16 protein-coding genes are annotated in these 15,621 nt (G+C 50.7%); 15 read left to right on the top strand and 1 reads right to left on the bottom strand.

Annotation, left to right across the window (positions count from 1 at the left end; all coding sequences use genetic code 11):
• The first annotated feature begins 35 nt into the window (after window positions 1–35).
• Window positions 36–638 (top strand): serine O-acetyltransferase EpsC, encoded by a 603-nt coding sequence (gene epsC / locus HA49_RS21775; protein ID WP_245610162.1) that lies wholly within the window; start codon window positions 36–38, stop codon window positions 636–638.
• A 108-nt stretch (window positions 639–746) separates the two neighbouring features.
• Here the strand turns inward: epsC and HA49_RS06655 are convergent, their stop codons facing one another.
• A complete protein-coding gene (locus HA49_RS06655) occupies window positions 747–2,147 on the bottom strand; it encodes an aminotransferase-like domain-containing protein (protein WP_038021371.1) in 1,401 nt (466 codons plus the stop codon).
• 362 nt (window positions 2,148–2,509) lie between these two features.
• On the opposite strand from HA49_RS06655, the gene HA49_RS06650 reads away from it, so the two are divergent.
• The 14 genes from HA49_RS06650 to hutG all read left to right on the top strand — a co-directional run bounded on the left by HA49_RS06650 (window position 2,510) and on the right by hutG (window position 15,520).
• Window positions 2,510–2,992, top strand: coding sequence for an MSMEG_0572/Sll0783 family nitrogen starvation response protein (locus tag HA49_RS06650; RefSeq protein WP_038021369.1), 483 nt, complete (start codon window positions 2,510–2,512; stop codon window positions 2,990–2,992).
• Window positions 2,993–3,005: 13 nt separating this feature from the next.
• Entirely contained in the window at window positions 3,006–4,007 is a 1,002-nt protein-coding gene (locus HA49_RS06645) for a Nit6803 family nitrilase (protein WP_038021367.1), read from the top strand.
• Window positions 3,967–5,076, top strand: a complete 1,110-nt coding sequence (locus tag HA49_RS06640) for an MSMEG_0568 family radical SAM protein (RefSeq protein WP_038021364.1) — start codon at window positions 3,967–3,969, stop codon at window positions 5,074–5,076. Before HA49_RS06645 ends, HA49_RS06640 begins: the two co-directional genes overlap by 41 nt.
• Before the next feature lie 9 nt (window positions 5,077–5,085).
• Window positions 5,086–5,649 carry an MSMEG_0567/Sll0786 family nitrogen starvation N-acetyltransferase gene (locus HA49_RS21155; RefSeq protein ID WP_038021362.1) on the top strand — a complete coding sequence of 188 codons (564 nt, stop codon included), beginning with the start codon at window positions 5,086–5,088 and terminating at the stop codon, window positions 5,647–5,649.
• Window positions 5,646–6,608: a sll0787 family AIR synthase-like protein gene (locus HA49_RS06630; RefSeq protein ID WP_038021361.1), complete on the top strand. Its 963-nt coding sequence runs from the start codon at window positions 5,646–5,648 to the stop codon at window positions 6,606–6,608. The genes HA49_RS21155 and HA49_RS06630 overlap by 4 nt, the downstream gene beginning before the upstream one ends.
• A 12-nt stretch (window positions 6,609–6,620) precedes the next feature.
• On the top strand, window positions 6,621–6,911 hold the full coding sequence (locus HA49_RS06625) for an MSMEG_0570 family nitrogen starvation response protein (protein WP_038021359.1): 291 nt from the start codon (window positions 6,621–6,623) through the stop codon (window positions 6,909–6,911).
• Between the two features lie 17 nt (window positions 6,912–6,928).
• On the top strand, window positions 6,929–8,194 hold the full coding sequence (locus tag HA49_RS06620) for an MSMEG_0569 family flavin-dependent oxidoreductase (RefSeq protein WP_038021357.1): 1,266 nt from the start codon (window positions 6,929–6,931) through the stop codon (window positions 8,192–8,194).
• Window positions 8,175–9,854 (top strand): AMP-binding protein, encoded by a 1,680-nt coding sequence (locus HA49_RS06615; RefSeq protein WP_038021355.1) that lies wholly within the window; start codon window positions 8,175–8,177, stop codon window positions 9,852–9,854. Before HA49_RS06620 ends, HA49_RS06615 begins: the two co-directional genes overlap by 20 nt.
• A gap of 412 nt (window positions 9,855–10,266) precedes the next feature.
• Window positions 10,267–11,058 (top strand): IclR family transcriptional regulator domain-containing protein, encoded by a 792-nt coding sequence (locus HA49_RS06610; protein WP_084706384.1) that lies wholly within the window; start codon window positions 10,267–10,269, stop codon window positions 11,056–11,058.
• Between the two features lie 24 nt (window positions 11,059–11,082).
• A complete protein-coding gene (locus tag HA49_RS06605) occupies window positions 11,083–11,835 on the top strand; it encodes a transporter substrate-binding domain-containing protein (protein ID WP_038021353.1) in 753 nt (250 codons plus the stop codon).
• Between the two features lie 24 nt (window positions 11,836–11,859).
• Window positions 11,860–12,531, top strand: a complete 672-nt coding sequence (locus HA49_RS06600) for an amino acid ABC transporter permease (protein WP_211259050.1) — start codon at window positions 11,860–11,862, stop codon at window positions 12,529–12,531.
• Window positions 12,531–13,307 (top strand): amino acid ABC transporter ATP-binding protein, encoded by a 777-nt coding sequence (locus tag HA49_RS06595; RefSeq protein ID WP_038021350.1) that lies wholly within the window; start codon window positions 12,531–12,533, stop codon window positions 13,305–13,307. The genes HA49_RS06600 and HA49_RS06595 overlap by 1 nt, the downstream gene beginning before the upstream one ends.
• 21 nt (window positions 13,308–13,328) lie before the next feature.
• Entirely contained in the window at window positions 13,329–14,723 is a 1,395-nt protein-coding gene (locus HA49_RS06590) for a formimidoylglutamate deiminase (RefSeq protein WP_046791703.1), read from the top strand.
• Window positions 14,723–15,520 (top strand): N-formylglutamate deformylase, encoded by a 798-nt coding sequence (gene hutG, locus HA49_RS06585; RefSeq protein WP_038021348.1) that lies wholly within the window; start codon window positions 14,723–14,725, stop codon window positions 15,518–15,520. Before HA49_RS06590 ends, hutG begins: the two co-directional genes overlap by 1 nt.
• Window positions 15,521–15,621: the final 101 nt, after the last annotated feature.

Raw genomic sequence — 15,621 nt, 5'->3', positions numbered from 1 at the left:
CCGGTAAAGATATTGGTCTCTCTGATATTGCGGAGGTGGCACAACAGCGTATCCGACAATTTGCCCGTCGTTTACCAGTCATCCGTCAGCGTATCGACAAAGATATTTTTGCGGCCTGGCAGGGTGACCCCTCCGCCCGGAGCCTGGATGAAATTCTGCTCTGCTATCCGGGGATTCATGCCGTGATCCATTACCGGTTAGCCCATGAGCTCTATGATCTCGGTCTGACATTGCTGGCGCGGATTATCACGGAAAAGGCACACAGCGAAACCGGGATTGATATTCACCCTGGCGCACAGATCGACAGCGGATTCTTTATCGACCACGGGACTGGAGTCGTGATTGGCGAAACCGCGATTATTGGTAAACGGGTTCGTTTATATCAGGCGGTAACTCTGGGAGCTAAACGCTTTTTAACTGATGACGACGGACAACTGAAGAAGAATTATCCACGCCATCCGGTGATAGAAGATGATGTGGTGATTTATGCCGGCGCTACGCTGCTGGGGCGAATTACTATCGGAGCCCGTTCCAGTATCGGCGGGAATATCTGGTTAACCCATGATGTTCCCCCGGACAGTAATGTTCGCCAGGCGCAGGCCAGACAAAATAAATTTAATGATGGTGACGGTATTTAACCAGTGGCCGGATAAGCACAGGGAGGATAAGGAATCAACCTGATTACCGCAGTTTAATAAGCAACCCGTTGATTACCTTATGTTCCCCCCATAGGCAACTTTCAGGTTTTACAGCACCGTATTGCCATAATGCAGCGGGTTGTCCAGTACATGAGCAATGGTCTGCAGGTTCTCGGCGCACATCTCTCTTGACCATGATCCCCCTAAGCAGATCCTTAATGCATCAGGTGGATTATTATCGGTGCAGAATGCAGCACTGGAGACAGCACTTACCCCCTGTTCACGTAATTTCACCGCAATCTCTCCCGGATTCCACTGGAAGTGACGGGGAAGCTGTAACCACAAGTGAAATCCCTGTACTGAGGCCGAATATGAAAAATTGGTGAGTATTTCGGCGGCCATTTTCTGACGAATTACGGACTCCGCCCGCACGGATTCCAGCACTCTGTCGGCCGTCCCATCGTTAATCCAGTGTGCTGCCAGTGCCGAGGTGATTGGGCTGGACATCACATTCAGTGCCCGCAGTGCCCCTGCCAGCAGTTGTGCATTTCGCCGCCCAGGGCATTTAACAAAGCCGGTACGTAAGCCGGGACCAAAACATTTCGACATGCCGGTGATATACCAGGTCAGCTCCGGTAACAACTCGCTGAATGAAGCAATCCGCCCGGTGGAGAGTGCTGCATAAGCCTCATCTTCGATCACCGGAATGCTGTAACGGGCGGCTATATCAGCCAGCGCTTCTCTGCGCCGCAGCGGTAAGGTCAGGGTGGTTGGATTTTGAATGGTCGGATTGATATATAATGCGCTGATATTTCCGGCCTGACACTGATGTTCGAACGCCCGTGGCAGTGGGCCATCATCGTCGCAGGGGACCGATTGCAGCGCGATATTTAACTGACTGGCAATCGCTTTCATCCCGGGATAGATAAGGTTACTGACACATACGCTGCCGCCTTTACGGCATAGCAAAGTCAGCAGTCCGACTAATGCACTGTGAATCCCCGGAGTGACCAGCACTTCATCAATATTCACCTTCGGCAGTTGCTTCTCCAGCCAGACCCCGGCCATGGTCTTTTCATCGGCCTGTCCGCCAAAGTCCTGATAACGCAGCAACTCAACGATATTACGCTGATTAAACAGGTTGATAGCTCCATCACTGATAGCCCGGGCCAGCTCTGCACCGGGTTCGATGGGGGAGTTCATAGTCATTTCGTAACTGCTGCCACTGCTCAGGGGATAGGCAGGGACTTTTCCGCGGATATAACTGCCCATACCGGGCCGCGAATCAATCAACCCACGCCGTTTGGCTTCTGCATAACCGCGGGTTGCGGTGGTGTAGTTAATGGATAACGCGGTGGCCAGTTCACGCAGTGGCGGTAACCGGTCTCGAGGCTGGAATTCTCCGCTATTGATGCCATCCGAAATAATGTCAGCGATTAACAAATAGGCCGGACGTGGGGTATTCATTTGAGAGTGAGACTGCCAGCGTCCACAGAGTTTTTTCAGCATAAACTGGTTCCGTCATAGCTTATTTAACGGACACTATTCCTCCCATTTTTCCGGAATGCAATCATCTTATTTTTGATTGCATGATTGATTGCATATTGATTTTTATTGTGTGTATTTTTGGTGCAAAACAGCATCAATAAGGTGCATAAATCGCTGGATTAAGTGAGTCGCTTGCCTGTCCGGAGCAAACTTTTGCCGTAGCTTAAAAAAAATTGAGCAGAAAGTGAGCGGTTGATTGGCGTTTGATTGCATGGGGGTGATTTACTGATGGCACGGTGCTTGCTCATTTCATTGAGTGTTAACGCGGACTGACCCATTGCAGGGAATCAGTCTTTAACGTTAGATAACCGGAGAAATGTGCTATGCCGAAAATAACTTTACCTGCTCATCAGACTGGCGATTTTTTTGTTGATTACGAAGAAAAGGTGTTTGAAGACGTCAAAGCGGAACCCGGCCAGAAAGCCCTGGTTACTTTCCATACCGTCGCTTTTGAAGGCTCTATCGGGCTGGTCAATATGCTGCAGGCGACCCGGCTGCAGCGAAAAGGATTTGAAACCTCAATTCTGCTGTACGGGCCGGGAGTGCTGTTGGGCGTACAACGTGGTTTCCCTACTCTGGGAGCTGAGGCTTTCCCCGGAAATCAGAACTATGCCAATCAGTTGACAAAATTTATGTCGGAAGGAGGCAAAGTGTATGCCTGCCGTTTTGCACTGCAGGCACTGTACGGCCATGGCGAACCTTCATTACTGGAAGGTGTAAGACCAATCAATCCATTGGATGTGATGGATCTTAAGCTCCTGCACATCCGCGACAATGCGGTCATTATCGACACCTGGACAATGTAAGCGGAGGCGCATCATGGCTGAATCCCGCATTATTCGTGCTGCCGCAGCCCAGATTGCGCCTGACCTTCACGAGGCCAGCAAAACGCTGGCCAAAGTGCTGGACGCAATTGATGAGGCCGCAGACAAAGGCGCGGAAATAATCGTCTTTCCCGAAACTTTTGTGCCTTATTACCCCTATTTCTCGTTTATTACCCCGGCAATGACCGCCGGGGCTGCTCATCTGAAACTTTACGATCAGGCGGTGGTAGTGCCGGGCGCCATCACCCATGCGGTCAGTGAACGGGCACGGTTACGCAATATGGTGGTGGTGCTCGGGGTTAATGAGCGGGACCACGGCACCTTGTATAACACTCAGTTGGTGTTTGATGCCAGCGGGGAGCTGGTTTTGAAGCGCCGTAAAATTACACCGACCTATCATGAAAGGATGATCTGGGGACAGGGGGATGGTGCCGGTCTGAAAACTGTCGCTACCCGTGTCGGACAGGTCGGCGCATTGGCCTGTTGGGAGCATTACAACCCACTGGCGCGTTACAGTTTGATGGCTCAACACGAGGAAATACATTGCAGTCAGTTTCCGGGATCGCTGGTGGGGCCCATTTTTGCAGAACAGATGGAAGTGACCATCAGACATCATGCGCTTGAGTCGGGCTGTTTCGTGATTAATGCCACTGGCTGGCTGACAGAACAGCAAATTAATGAACTGACCACGGACCCTGCTTTGCAGAAAGGTCTGCGTGGCGGTTGCCATACTGCAATCATCTCTCCGGAGGGGCGCCATCTGGTACCCCCCCTGACTGAAGGAGAAGGCATTCTGATTGCTGATATGGACATGGCGTTGATTACCAAGCGTAAACGAATGATGGATTCAGTCGGGCACTATGCCCGTCCGGAGCTGCTCAGCCTACAGCTGGAGGATACCCCGTCCCGTTATATGGTGACCCGTCATGCCGATATGCACACTGAAGGAGAGAGAGATGCAGAATCTTCCGTTCAATCGTCAGCAACTGATTACTGAATTGCTTACCCGGGGGGTTCAGGTGGTGAACCCGCGTCAGGAACATGTCAGTCGCCACGGGGGAGCTGGCCCGTCTGATCATCAGGCGATGGACATTGATGGCGTGACCGTCATGGTGCCGGTGTATACCCATTCGGCGCATCGTTCACCATGGCAGGTCAGACATGAAGACTCAGGTGCTACACAGCTTTACAACCTGAGTATACCGGTCAGAGAGATCAAAATTGCATCAAAACCGCGCTTCTACGAGCGACAGACCGCAGAGGGTATCCCGTATTCGCAGATAGCTACTTTGCACGGTACCGATGTGCTGGCGACGACCGTGTTACAGACCTGCATTCGCTACGAAAACCGTGCAAAAGCCTGCCAGTTCTGTGCCATCGGACAGTCACTGGCGGCCGGCACCACCATAGCCAGGAAAACCCCTCAACAACTGGCCGAAGTGGCGAAAGCAGCGGTAGAGCTCGACGGGGTAAAACATATGGTAATGACCACCGGAACACCGTCAGGCAGCGACCGTGGTGCGCGCATTCTTGAAGAAAGTGCTATTGCCATCAAGGCGGCAGTCGATCTTCCCTTGCAGGGGCAGTGTGAGCCGCCAGGGGACCACCGATGGTTTCGGCGGCTAAAAGAGGCAGGTATCGATGCTCTGGGGATGCATCTGGAGGCAGTGACTCCGGAGGTCCGGGCCAGAATTATGCCGGGTAAAGCGCAGGTCAGTGTTGGGCAGTATCTGGAAGCCTTCGCCGGCGCTGTCGATGTGTTTGGTCGTGGTCAGGTGAGTACTTATATCCTGGCCGGTCTGGGAGATAGCGCCGATTCGATTCTGTCGATATCTGAACAACTGATTGAACTGGGGGTTTATCCGTTTGTGGTGCCGTTCGTACCGATCAGTGGTACCCCGCTGGAGCACCATCCTGCCCCGGACAGCGCTTTTATGACATCAGTGCTGCAACCCCTGGGACAGATGTTGAGTACGGCCGGTCTTCGCTCAGCAGATATTAAGGCCGGGTGTGGTCGTTGTGGCGCCTGCTCTTCGCTCTCTTCCTTTGAACAGACAATGGTCTGAGGAGCTGACATGAACGCTTACTCCGGGTACACGATTAAATGGGTCACATTGCCCTGGGAACGCCGGCAGGCGTATGAGCTTCGCCAGCGGGTTTTTTGTCAGGAACAGGGGTTGTTCAGCGGTAATGATCTCGACGATATCGATGAGCACGCACATTTACTGGTTGCGCTGGGCAGTAATGGCGGATGGCATGAGGAGGTGGTCGGCACCGTCCGGATTCATCAGCTTTCTCCTGAGGTCTGGATGGGCTCCCGGCTGGCGGTAGACCATCGCTACCGTCGCCAGGGACAATTGGGGCCGACACTGATTCGGCTGGCAGTGTGTAGTGCTCATGCGCTGGGTTGCCAGGCATTTTATGCCAGGGTTCAGCATCAGAATGAGCCGTTGTTTCGGCGGATGCACTGGCAAACGCTGGACTGGCTGGAACTGCGTGGTGTGCGGCATGCCAGTATGCAGGCTGATCTGAGCTTCTATCCGCCCTGCGATGACCCGTTCAGTGGCATGGTTATCAGCAGTCGGGGCACCCAGCGTCAGGTATTGCAGAACGATTTTATTGCAGGAGCGTGCCTGTGAGCGAGGAGTTAACCACACTGATCAGCCGACTGCATTCGTTCAGCGGCATTGCCCATAAACGTGATATCCAGCAGGTTGCGCAGCAACTGCGTGGGGCCTGGCCCAATGCATATCCCAACGGGGATGACTGCGCTCTGATTCCTGATGGTCACGGTTTTAAATTGCTGGCGATGGAGGGCTTTATTAACCGCTTTGTTGCTGAAGATCCGTGGTTTGCCGGCTGGTGCGGAATTATGGTGAATCTGAGTGATATCGCCGCCATGGGCGGACGACCGCTGGCCGTGGTCAATGCATTATGGGACGACAGCTTACCGCATGCTGAACAGATTCTGCAGGGAATGGCCGCCGCTTCGCGCGCGTATCAGGTGCCGGTGGTGGGGGGGCATACCAACCTGCACAGTGAACAGCCTCAGCTGGCAGTAGCGATTCTGGGGGAAACCCAACATCCGCTCAGCAGTTTTAGTGTCCGTCCCGGGCAATCATTATTGGTGGCGGTCAATCTGCAGGGGCGCTGGCATCCACCGGGGCTGAACTGGGACGCTGCATCAGAGGCTGAACCGGCCGCATTGCGTAAAGCTCTTGCTTTACTCCCTTCGCTGGCAGAACGAGGGCTGATTCAGGCGGCAAAAGATATCAGCCAGGCGGGGCTGGCGGGCACGTTGGTGATGATGCTGGAAAGCGGCGGGCTGGGTGCAGAGTTGAATCTGGACGATATTCCACGACCAGAACAGGTAACAACGGAGCAGTGGCTGTGTGCGTTTCCGAGCTTTGGTTTTTTAATGGCAGTTGACTCGTCAGACTGCGCAGAGGTTCTGCGGAATTTTACTGACAACGGCATCAGCTGTGCTGTGGCAGGGCATTTTACCGCTGAACCGCAGCTCATTATGCATTATCAGCAGCAGAGTGCCTGCTACTGGGATATCAGTAAACAGCCATTAACCGGCATGTCGAATCACTAACAGGAGCGAATTATGCCTGCAATGAATTTTATTGTTTGCTGGCCTGACGGCAGCAAAGACATCTGTTATTCACCATCCACGGCAATCAGCAATCACCTGCAGACCGGACATGACTATCGCGTAGAAGAGTTTGTTCTGCTGGCTACCAGGGCGCTGGATGAAGCCAGTGAGCGGGTAAAGGCGAAATTTGGTTATTACTGTTCGTCAGCCATGGACCAGTTTGCAGCCATCACCCTGAAAGCCAGACAGTTTTCGGCAGAGCAAACCGTCATCGTTGAAAGTATTCACGCCGCAGAGGCCTGATACCAGGTAACCACATCATGAATAAAAACTATTATCCTGTCGTCATTATTGGCGGCGGTCAGGCCGGTCTTGCCATGAGCTGGCATCTGACTCAGAAAAAGATTCATCATATCGTGCTGGAACGCTATCAACTGGCCTGGGCGTGGCGTCATCAGCGCTGGGAAAATTTTTGCCTGGTTACCCCTAACTGGCAATGTAAACTGCCGGGATTTCCGTATGACGGAACGCAACCCCACGGATTTATGTTGCGTGATGAAATCGTTGATTATATAGCCCGCTATGCACAAAGCTTTGGTGCTCCGATAAGAGAGGGGGTCAATGTAGAGCGAGTTACCCGCCAGGGTGAGGAGTTTATTCTTCAGACATCTGCCGGTGAGTTTTCCTCCGGTCAGGTGGTGGTAGCCGTCGGTAATTATCATCGCCCGCGCTTTCCTGAGATTTCGGCCAACCTGCCGCAGCATATTGTGCAGGTACATTCGGCAGAATATAAATCGTCCCACCAGTTGCCGGAAGGTGAGGTGTTGGTGGTTGGCTCGGCACAATCTGGCGCACAAATCGCAGAGGACCTGCACCTGGAAGGCCGAAAAGTCCATCTGTGTGTCGGCAGTGCGCCACGGGTGGCCCGTTTTTACCGGGGCCGGGACGTGGTGGACTGGCTGGATGATATGGGCCATTACCGTCTCACGGTGGATGATCACCCGTTAGGTGAGGATGCCCGCAGGAAAACTAACCATTATGTGACCGGACGTGATGGTGGACGGGATATCGATCTACGGGCATTTGCACTGCAGGGGATGCAGTTGTATGGGCGGTTGCTGGATTATCAGAATGGCAGGCTCATTACGGCAGATGATCTGCGCACCAGCCTGGATAACGCCGATGCAACCTCAGCAAAAATTAAACACAGCATCGATGAATGGATTACCCGCCAGCAGATAACAGCCCCGCAAGAAGCAGCCTACCAGCCGGTCTGGCAGCCGGAAAATACCCCGCGATATATTGATACTGCGAACCTCAGTGCAATTGTCTGGGCTGTCGGCTTCCATACTGATTTTAGCTGGATTGACCTGCCTGCCTTCGATGACAAAGGCTACCCGCAACATGCCCGGGGAGTGTCTGCTGAACCCGGTCTCTATTTTCTGGGGCTTCCCTGGTTATGGACCTGGGGATCCGGGCGGTTCGAAGGTGTCGGAGAGGATGCGGGCTGGCTGATGCAGGCCATTGAAGGCTATTTTCAGTCGCAATCTCAACCGGGGGAAGATTATGCCAGACAACGCGCCTGAAGATAAATTTGGTCAGCAATTCTGGGCACAACAGGCTCAGAACCTGGACTGGCAGCAACCTTTTCAACATGTGCTGGAAAGCGTTGACGGCGGACCTCGTCACCGGTGGTTTGGTGGGGGTAAAACCAGTCTTTGCCATAATGCCCTCGATCGCCATCTGGTGGATCGTGGGGAAAATACGGCAATTATCCACCGTGATTATCAGGGGCTGACACAGCAGCTTAGTTACCGTGAGTTATGGCTGCAGGTGAATGCCTTAAGCTGCCTGATGTCAGAGGGGGGGCTCCGGCCGGGGGATCGGGTATTGATTGTTTTGCCGGTAATGCCGCTGGCAGTGGCCGCGATGTTGGCCTGTAGCCGGCTGGCGGCAATACATATCGTGGTCTATTCCACCATCAGTAGTGAAGCTTTGTCACAGCGCATCCGGGCCTGCCAGCCATCGTTAGTGTTGTTTCACAGCGAGAGTCGTGGTCGTAATCTGCTACCGGATATTCCCTCTGTGGGGCCAGAAATCCGGGTGACCGATACCGCGTCTGCGGAATTCAGACAACAACTAGCGGCTTACCACGGGCAGATTATCCCCTGTCAGTGGGTGGAATCATCGACGCCTTCACATTTGTTATTTACTTCCGGCACCACCGGCGAACCGAAAGGGATTGTCCGTGATACCGGTGGTTATGCGGTTGCTCTGCTGGCCAGCCTGCAACATCTGTTCCGGCTGGAAAACGACGAAATTATATTCACCAGTGCAGATATCGGTTGGGTGACCGGACACAGTTATGGCGTTTACGCCCCGTTGCTGGCAGGCGCCACCACCGTGCTGTGCGAAAGCAGTGAACATAATATGCCAGGACAAAGCTGGTGGCGAATGGTAGAGGAACTGGGTATTACCCGGATGCTGACGATTGCAGGGGCTATCCGGCTGGCACGTCAGCAGGGTGTGCCACATGCCAGTCTGGCATCATTACGCAGCCTGTATCTGGCGGGAGAACCGCTGGACCAGGCCACCTGCGACTGGGTGACTGACCAGCTACAGGTACCGTGCGAAAATCATTACTGGCAAACGGAGTCTGGCTGGCCGTTAATGGCGGGACAGGGAAGGGCACTGAATCCGGTGTTTTCGCGGTCGGTCACGGTAATTAATCCGCAAAACGGGGCCCTCTGCGCAGCCGGCGAACCCGGCATGCTGGTGGTCAACCATACACTGGGGCCCGGCGGCATGCTGACATTGTGGCAGGATGACCGGCAGCATGATCAGTATTACTGGCTGCAACGCGATAATGGCTGGAATTATGCGACCCATGATTGTGCCTTATGGGACGGGCAGCAGGTGATTATTCAGGGGCGGCTGGATGATGTGGTTAATATCGGCGGTAAACGTTTGTCGGCCTCTGAAGTCGAGAGTGCTGTTGCTGGTATTGCCGAAATCTCCGAAATTGTTGCAACAAGGACACCGCACCCTCTGCTGGGAGAGATGATTGTGGTGTATGTCGTTACCTGTAGTCTGAGTACCCGTGAGCAGCAACAGCTGAAAAAAACTATCAGGGAGCGGATAACCAGCCGCTGCGGCCGACATGCCTTGCCAAGGAAAATTTATTTCCGCCAGTCACTGCCAAAAACCTTCTCCGGCAAGTATCTGCGACGACAGCTTCAGGCGTGATATTGACCGGCAGGCAGCCAATTTATCCGGTCGTTCTCTGAGGTTTTAAATTTCCATTGTCATGCAGTTTTTCTGAACCATGATAAGTACCTTCCACATCCTCATCATGTCTGCTATTTCAACCGGGAGAGTGAAGACTAATAGCTCTCCTGTTTTTTATCTTCATCACCTGTTCCAAAAGTGACAGTATGCTGCCCGCCATCGGTGCAACAGTTTATCTGACCTGCTTTATTTAACAAGGGTGGGAGTTCCTGAGAAACTATTTTCAGGTGATTTTTAGCAGAAACGAAATTTATAATATTTTATCCTACTGATTTTATTATCATTCCCTTATTGCGGGAATTCAATTCCTGGAAAATGGCACGCATTCTGCAGGCTATGGCTATCTCTCAGAAAAGAATGTGATTAAATAATGAGTATGTCGGAGCAAAACCACCCAGATCCTTCGCTGAATGTTCCATCCGCGGAAAGGGTATTAATGATTTTGCGCATCATTGCCGGATATGGTCGCCCAGTCAGTGCCAGTGAACTCATTGTCTCCTCAGGGTTAAACAAAAGTACGGTGTACCGCTTACTGGCAGCGTTGCGGCGATGGGGGTTTGTGATGGAAACCGGGGCATTATATGCGCCGGGTCCGGCTAGCCTGCAGATGGCCCTGAACTTTGATTCGGTTGCACTTCTTTCGCAGCATGCCAGCGCAGCGATGCACTGGCTACGAGAGAATACTCAGGAAACTGTTGCCATTACCGTCGCAATGCAACAGGAAGCCGTATGCATCAGTATGCTGGAACCTCGTCAGTCTTTACGTTGCTCGTTTGAAAAAGGACGGAGTCTCCCTCTTCATCGTGGTGCTACGGCTAAGTGCCTGCTTGCACATTTACCTGTTTCTGTCAGCCAAATTATCCTTAAAACGCATTACAAAACCCTTTCTGAACGTGCTGATCGCCAACAGGAATTAACAGCGATTTTTCGACAGGGTTACTCCTGTAGTGAAAGTGAAGTTGATGAAGGCGTTTGGGGCGTTAGCGTGCCAGTTTTTTCCCCTGACAGGCAGTTATTAGGGGCATTGAGCCTGATGGCTCCGGTATTTCGTGCTGAGAATAATATTCAGGGACTCATTGAGTTCACTTTGAATGCCGCGAAGAAAATACATCGTAGTCTGGATGAAACCTTTAATCAGTCAACCGCCATTAGTTCTTCTTAATCATTTAAACCGGAGAGTGAGCCTATGTCATTAATTAAACATAAAGTTAAACATGCTTTTCTTGCTATGAGTCTTCTGAGTTGTTCTGTCACAGCCTTAGCGGCAGGTGGGGCAATTAATGCTGTCACTGATGCCACTTTTCCTCCGATGGAATATGTCAGTAACCAAAAAATGACTGGCTTTGATATTGAGTTGGTGAATGCCATCGGTGCGAAACTGGGGCGGAAAGTACAGTGGACCAACGTCGATTTTAAGGGGCTGATCCCAAGTTTGGTTGCTGGAAGGGCTGATATTGCTGTCTCAGCGATTTACATCACTCCCGAACGTCAGAAGGTGGTTAATTTTACTCAACCCTATCTGGCTGGAGGGTTGGTGGTACTGGTGAAGGACGGAAATAACAGCATTAATAGTGCTGCTGATCTGAAAGGAAAAAAGGTGAGTGTGCAAACAGGAACCAAGTCGGTTGAGTGGCTGAAAACACATATTCCGCAAGCCAATGAGATCCAGGTCGAAAAAAATGAGCAAATGTTCAATCTGGTGAGTATCGGACGTGCTGATGCAGCGGTTACCGGTAAACCTGCGGCCTTTCAGTATGCCCGTACCCGTGGAGGAGTCAAAGTTTTGCCTGAACCTCTGACGAGTGAAGAATATGGTATTGCGGTCCGCAAAGATGAAACCTCACTGGTATCTGATATGAATCAGGCGTTGGATCAGCTGAAAGCTGACGGGACGTATCAAAAACTGGTGGATAAGTGGTTCCCTCACTCACCGAAGTAACTTAAGTACTCGAATGGAGGTTTCATGGCTCTGGATTTAAATTTTGCACCGGTATTTGCCAGCAGTGATGCTCTGCTGGCAGGAACCCTGGTGACGGTAGAAATTACACTTTGCGCATTAGTGCTGGGCTGTTTACTGGGACTGGTAATTGGAATAGCCAGAATTAATCCACAGAGTAAATTTATTTACGGCATCGCCAGTGCTTATGTCGCGTTATTACGTGGAACTCCACTGCTGGTGCAATTATTTATATGGTATTACGGTCTTCCCCGGTTTGGCCTGCTACTTCCTTCTTTTTTCTGTGGTGTTATTGGGTTAGGGCTGTATTCCGCTGCCTATATTTCTGAGATTGTCAGGGGAGCGATTACTTCAGTAGACAGAGGGCAATCCGAAGCAGCACGATCACTTGGAATGTCAGCCAGGCAGGCGATGGTCAAGATCATTCTTCCCCAGGCACTGGTGCGTATGTTACCTCCTTTAGGTAACGAATTTATTGCATTGATTAAAAATTCCGCACTTGTCTCTTTGATTACTATTCATGATGTGATGCAGCAAGGAAATACCATTATCAGTAATACCTACCGTGACCTTGAAACCTACCTGGTCATTGCTGCGATCTACTTTGTTCTGACGGGTATTACGGTGTTAATTCTACGCCATTTTGAAAAACGTCATCAGTTGAGAGGAATACAATAATGCAAACCGCAGAGGCCGGCACTAAGCCGCAAATCTCAATTCGTGGACTGCATAAAAGCTTTGGAAACAATGTGGTGTTAAAGGGCATTGATTTTGAAGTTTTCCCGGGACAGGTCATCGTCATCATTGGCCCGAGTGGCTCAGGGAAAAGTACCTTTTTACGCTGCTGTAACGGCCTGGAACTACCAGAAAAAGGGGATATTACCCTGTGTGGTAAATCGTTAATCAGTGATGGTAAGTCGCTTCCGGAAAAACAACTCAATGAACTGCGGAAAGATGTGGGTATGGTTTTTCAGTCTTTTAATTTGTTTCCCCATTTATCGGTTCTGGAAAATCTGTGCGTAGCTCCGGTGTTGCTTCACAGGCTTGAGAAATCTATGGCACATCGTCAGGCTATGCAGATCCTGAAAAAGGTGGGTCTGGAATCTAAAGCTCACGCGATGCCAGGTAACCTTTCGGGGGGACAGAAACAACGGGTCGCCATCAGTCGCGCGCTGGCAATGTCGCCCAGTGTAATGCTGTTCGATGAGCCTACCTCAGCTTTAGATCCTGAACTGGTTGGTGAAGTTCTCCAGGTAATGAAAATGCTCGCCAGCGAGGGGATGACCATGATGGTAGTGACCCATGAAATGGGTTTTGCCCGTGAAGTTGCAGATGTTGTCGTGGTCATGGATGGCGGTGGAATTGTAGAAGCAGGTCCTCCGGAGCAAATTTTTAATCAGCCGAAAAGCGAACGTACCCGGCAATTTTTAAATGCTGTATTAACACGCCAATAGTCAATGACTGAGAATTTTTACATGAGTCCTCATACTATATTTGCCCGACACGCTTGGATAGAAAACGGCTGGCAACGTGATGTTCTGGTGAGTTGGGATAAGAATGGTTACATTACCCAGGTACAAACCTGCGTTTTGCCGACCGATGAAACTTTGTCTGTCGACTGGTTATTGCCTGGTATGCCCAATCTGCACTCTCATGCATTTCAGCGGATCTTTTGCGGTTTGACGGAATACCGTCAACACCCATCAGATAGTTTCTGGAGCTGGCGTAAACTGATGTATCAGTTTGCCCAACAAATTACCCCTGAACAGTTAGAAGACATCGCTACACAGCTTTACCGCGAAATGCTGGCTGCAGGGTATACCTCAGTATGCGAGTTCCATTATGTCCACCACCAGCCTGATGGCACTCCTTATCCGGATGCAATTGCCATGAGCACAGCGCTGTTACAGGCTGCTAAGAAGACCGGGATAGGGATGACCCTTTTACCGGTTCTCTACCAGGCCAGTGGATTTGGCGGCAAGCCTCCTGAAAAACACCAACAGCGTTTTATTCACAACCTCACGGCATTTTTAAGCTTTTGGGATCAACTGTATACATTGTGCAGTGATAATGGGGTGAAACTTGGCCTGGCTCCACATTCACTTCGTGCAGTATTACCAGAACAACTGCACGAGGTGCTTTCTCATGTCTTTTCGGTAGATGATTCTGCACCTGTTCATATTCATGTGTCTGAGCAACAGAAAGAAGTTGATGATTGCCTGTCATGGAGTGGTAAAAGGCCAGTGCAATGGCTACTAGATAATTTTTCGGTAGATCATCGCTGGTGCCTGATTCATGCCACGCATATGGACGACCAGGAGTATCGCAGAGTTGCAGATAGCGGGGCTGTGGTGGGATTATGCCCGACAACTGAAGCCAATCTCGGAGACGGTACTTTTGATTTCCGCCAATGGCAAAGTCACCACGGGAAATGGGGTATTGGATCTGACAGCAATATCATTGTGAATGCTGCGGAAGAATTACAGCAACTGGAGTATTCGCAGCGTTTGCTCCATCAACAACGTAATATTTGCTGTGACGAGAACCAACCAGATGTAGCAAGTTTCCTGTACCGTCAGGCGTTACAGGGTGGCGCTAAGGCTACCGGAAGGGCAGTTGATGGTATAAAACCTGGCCAGTTAGCGGATTTTATTGAACTGGATACCAGCCATCCAATACTGGCGGGTTTGCCTGAGCATTCAGTGTTAGCTGCTCATATTTTTGCCAGCTCCAGACAAACCGCTATCCGCCGTGTCTGGGCTGGTGGTGTAATCCGCTATGACGTATCAGATACAAAATTTCTGAAAAATTCTGGCAGAGTGGCACTCATCAGACAGAAAATTATTGATACATACCTGCAGGAGTCATGATGTCAGAGACTGAACATTATATTTTCCATCAAGGTAATAAACCGTTGCTTATTACTATGCCCCATACTGGCACTGTGATTCCGGAATATATTGCAGAACGTATGACGCATAAAGCTCGTTCTGTACCGGATACCGACTGGCATATTGAAAAATTGTATGCTTTTGCCCGCGAGTCTGGCGCTTCAATTTTACAGGCAAAATGGTCACGGTATGTCGTAGATTTAAATCGCCCGCCTGATGATATATCCCTGTATCCCGGACAAGTCACGACCGGTCTGTGCTTCGTCAACAGGTTTGATGGCGGTGCTGTTTACACTAAGGGTAACAATCCTGATGCTGGTGAAATTGCTGACCGACGCGAGAAATATTGGCAGCCCTGGCACAATAAATTGCAGAATACGCTAACTGAAATGCGTGAAGAATTCTCTACGGTTGTAATGTGGGATGCTCATTCGATTCGATCCGAACTACCGCAGTTTTTCTCAGGTAAACTCCCTGATATCAATATAGGGACAAATGATGGCTTAAGTTGCCATTTTGATCTTCAGCAAAAAATTTTTAATATCGCTAGTCAAAGCCCACCACTGACAGTTGTGAGTAATGGTCGGTATAAGGGAGGGTATAATACCAGGCATTATGCTCAACCAGACCTTGGTACCCATACACTGCAAATGGAGCTGACACAGAGCTCTTATATGCAGGAAATACCGCCCTGGTACTGGGATGAAAAAAAGGCTGTTTTTTTACAAAACAGTCTAAAAAGAATGATTGATGCTGCAATTGAATTTGCGTCATAAGCCCTGTTTAGTATTGATAAAAGACCGGGTAAGAGACTTCAGACTATGAGTATGAGCACGCAGTGAACAATCAGGCAGGTGACTCGCTTGTGCTGTGTTTG

Source organism: Tatumella morbirosei (assembly GCF_000757425.2).
Taxonomy (GTDB): Bacteria; Pseudomonadota; Gammaproteobacteria; order Enterobacterales; family Enterobacteriaceae; genus Tatumella; species Tatumella morbirosei.
This window is presented reverse-complemented; position numbering and strand designations above follow the sequence as displayed.

Bases quoted from the DNA above. Each gene is read 5' to 3' on its own strand.
- HA49_RS06655 (WP_038021371.1), bottom strand. From the start codon at position 2,147: ATGCTGAAAAAACTCTGTGGACGCTGGCAGTCTCACTCTCAAATGAAT.
- HA49_RS06650 (WP_038021369.1), top strand. From the start codon at position 2,510: ATGCCGAAAATAACTTTACCTGCTCATCAGACTGGCGATTTTTTTGTT.
- HA49_RS06645 (WP_038021367.1), top strand. From the start codon at position 3,006: ATGGCTGAATCCCGCATTATTCGTGCTGCCGCAGCCCAGATTGCGCCT.
- HA49_RS06640 (WP_038021364.1), top strand. From the start codon at position 3,967: ATGCAGAATCTTCCGTTCAATCGTCAGCAACTGATTACTGAATTGCTT.
- HA49_RS21155 (WP_038021362.1), top strand. From the start codon at position 5,086: ATGAACGCTTACTCCGGGTACACGATTAAATGGGTCACATTGCCCTGG.
- HA49_RS06625 (WP_038021359.1), top strand. From the start codon at position 6,621: ATGCCTGCAATGAATTTTATTGTTTGCTGGCCTGACGGCAGCAAAGAC.
- HA49_RS06620 (WP_038021357.1), top strand. From the start codon at position 6,929: ATGAATAAAAACTATTATCCTGTCGTCATTATTGGCGGCGGTCAGGCC.
- HA49_RS06615 (WP_038021355.1), top strand. From the start codon at position 8,175: ATGCCAGACAACGCGCCTGAAGATAAATTTGGTCAGCAATTCTGGGCA.
- HA49_RS06610 (WP_084706384.1), top strand. From the start codon at position 10,267: ATGAGTATGTCGGAGCAAAACCACCCAGATCCTTCGCTGAATGTTCCA.
- HA49_RS06605 (WP_038021353.1), top strand. From the start codon at position 11,083: ATGTCATTAATTAAACATAAAGTTAAACATGCTTTTCTTGCTATGAGT.
- HA49_RS06600 (WP_211259050.1), top strand. From the start codon at position 11,860: ATGGCTCTGGATTTAAATTTTGCACCGGTATTTGCCAGCAGTGATGCT.
- HA49_RS06595 (WP_038021350.1), top strand. From the start codon at position 12,531: ATGCAAACCGCAGAGGCCGGCACTAAGCCGCAAATCTCAATTCGTGGA.
- HA49_RS06590 (WP_046791703.1), top strand. From the start codon at position 13,329: ATGAGTCCTCATACTATATTTGCCCGACACGCTTGGATAGAAAACGGC.
- hutG (WP_038021348.1), top strand. From the start codon at position 14,723: ATGTCAGAGACTGAACATTATATTTTCCATCAAGGTAATAAACCGTTG.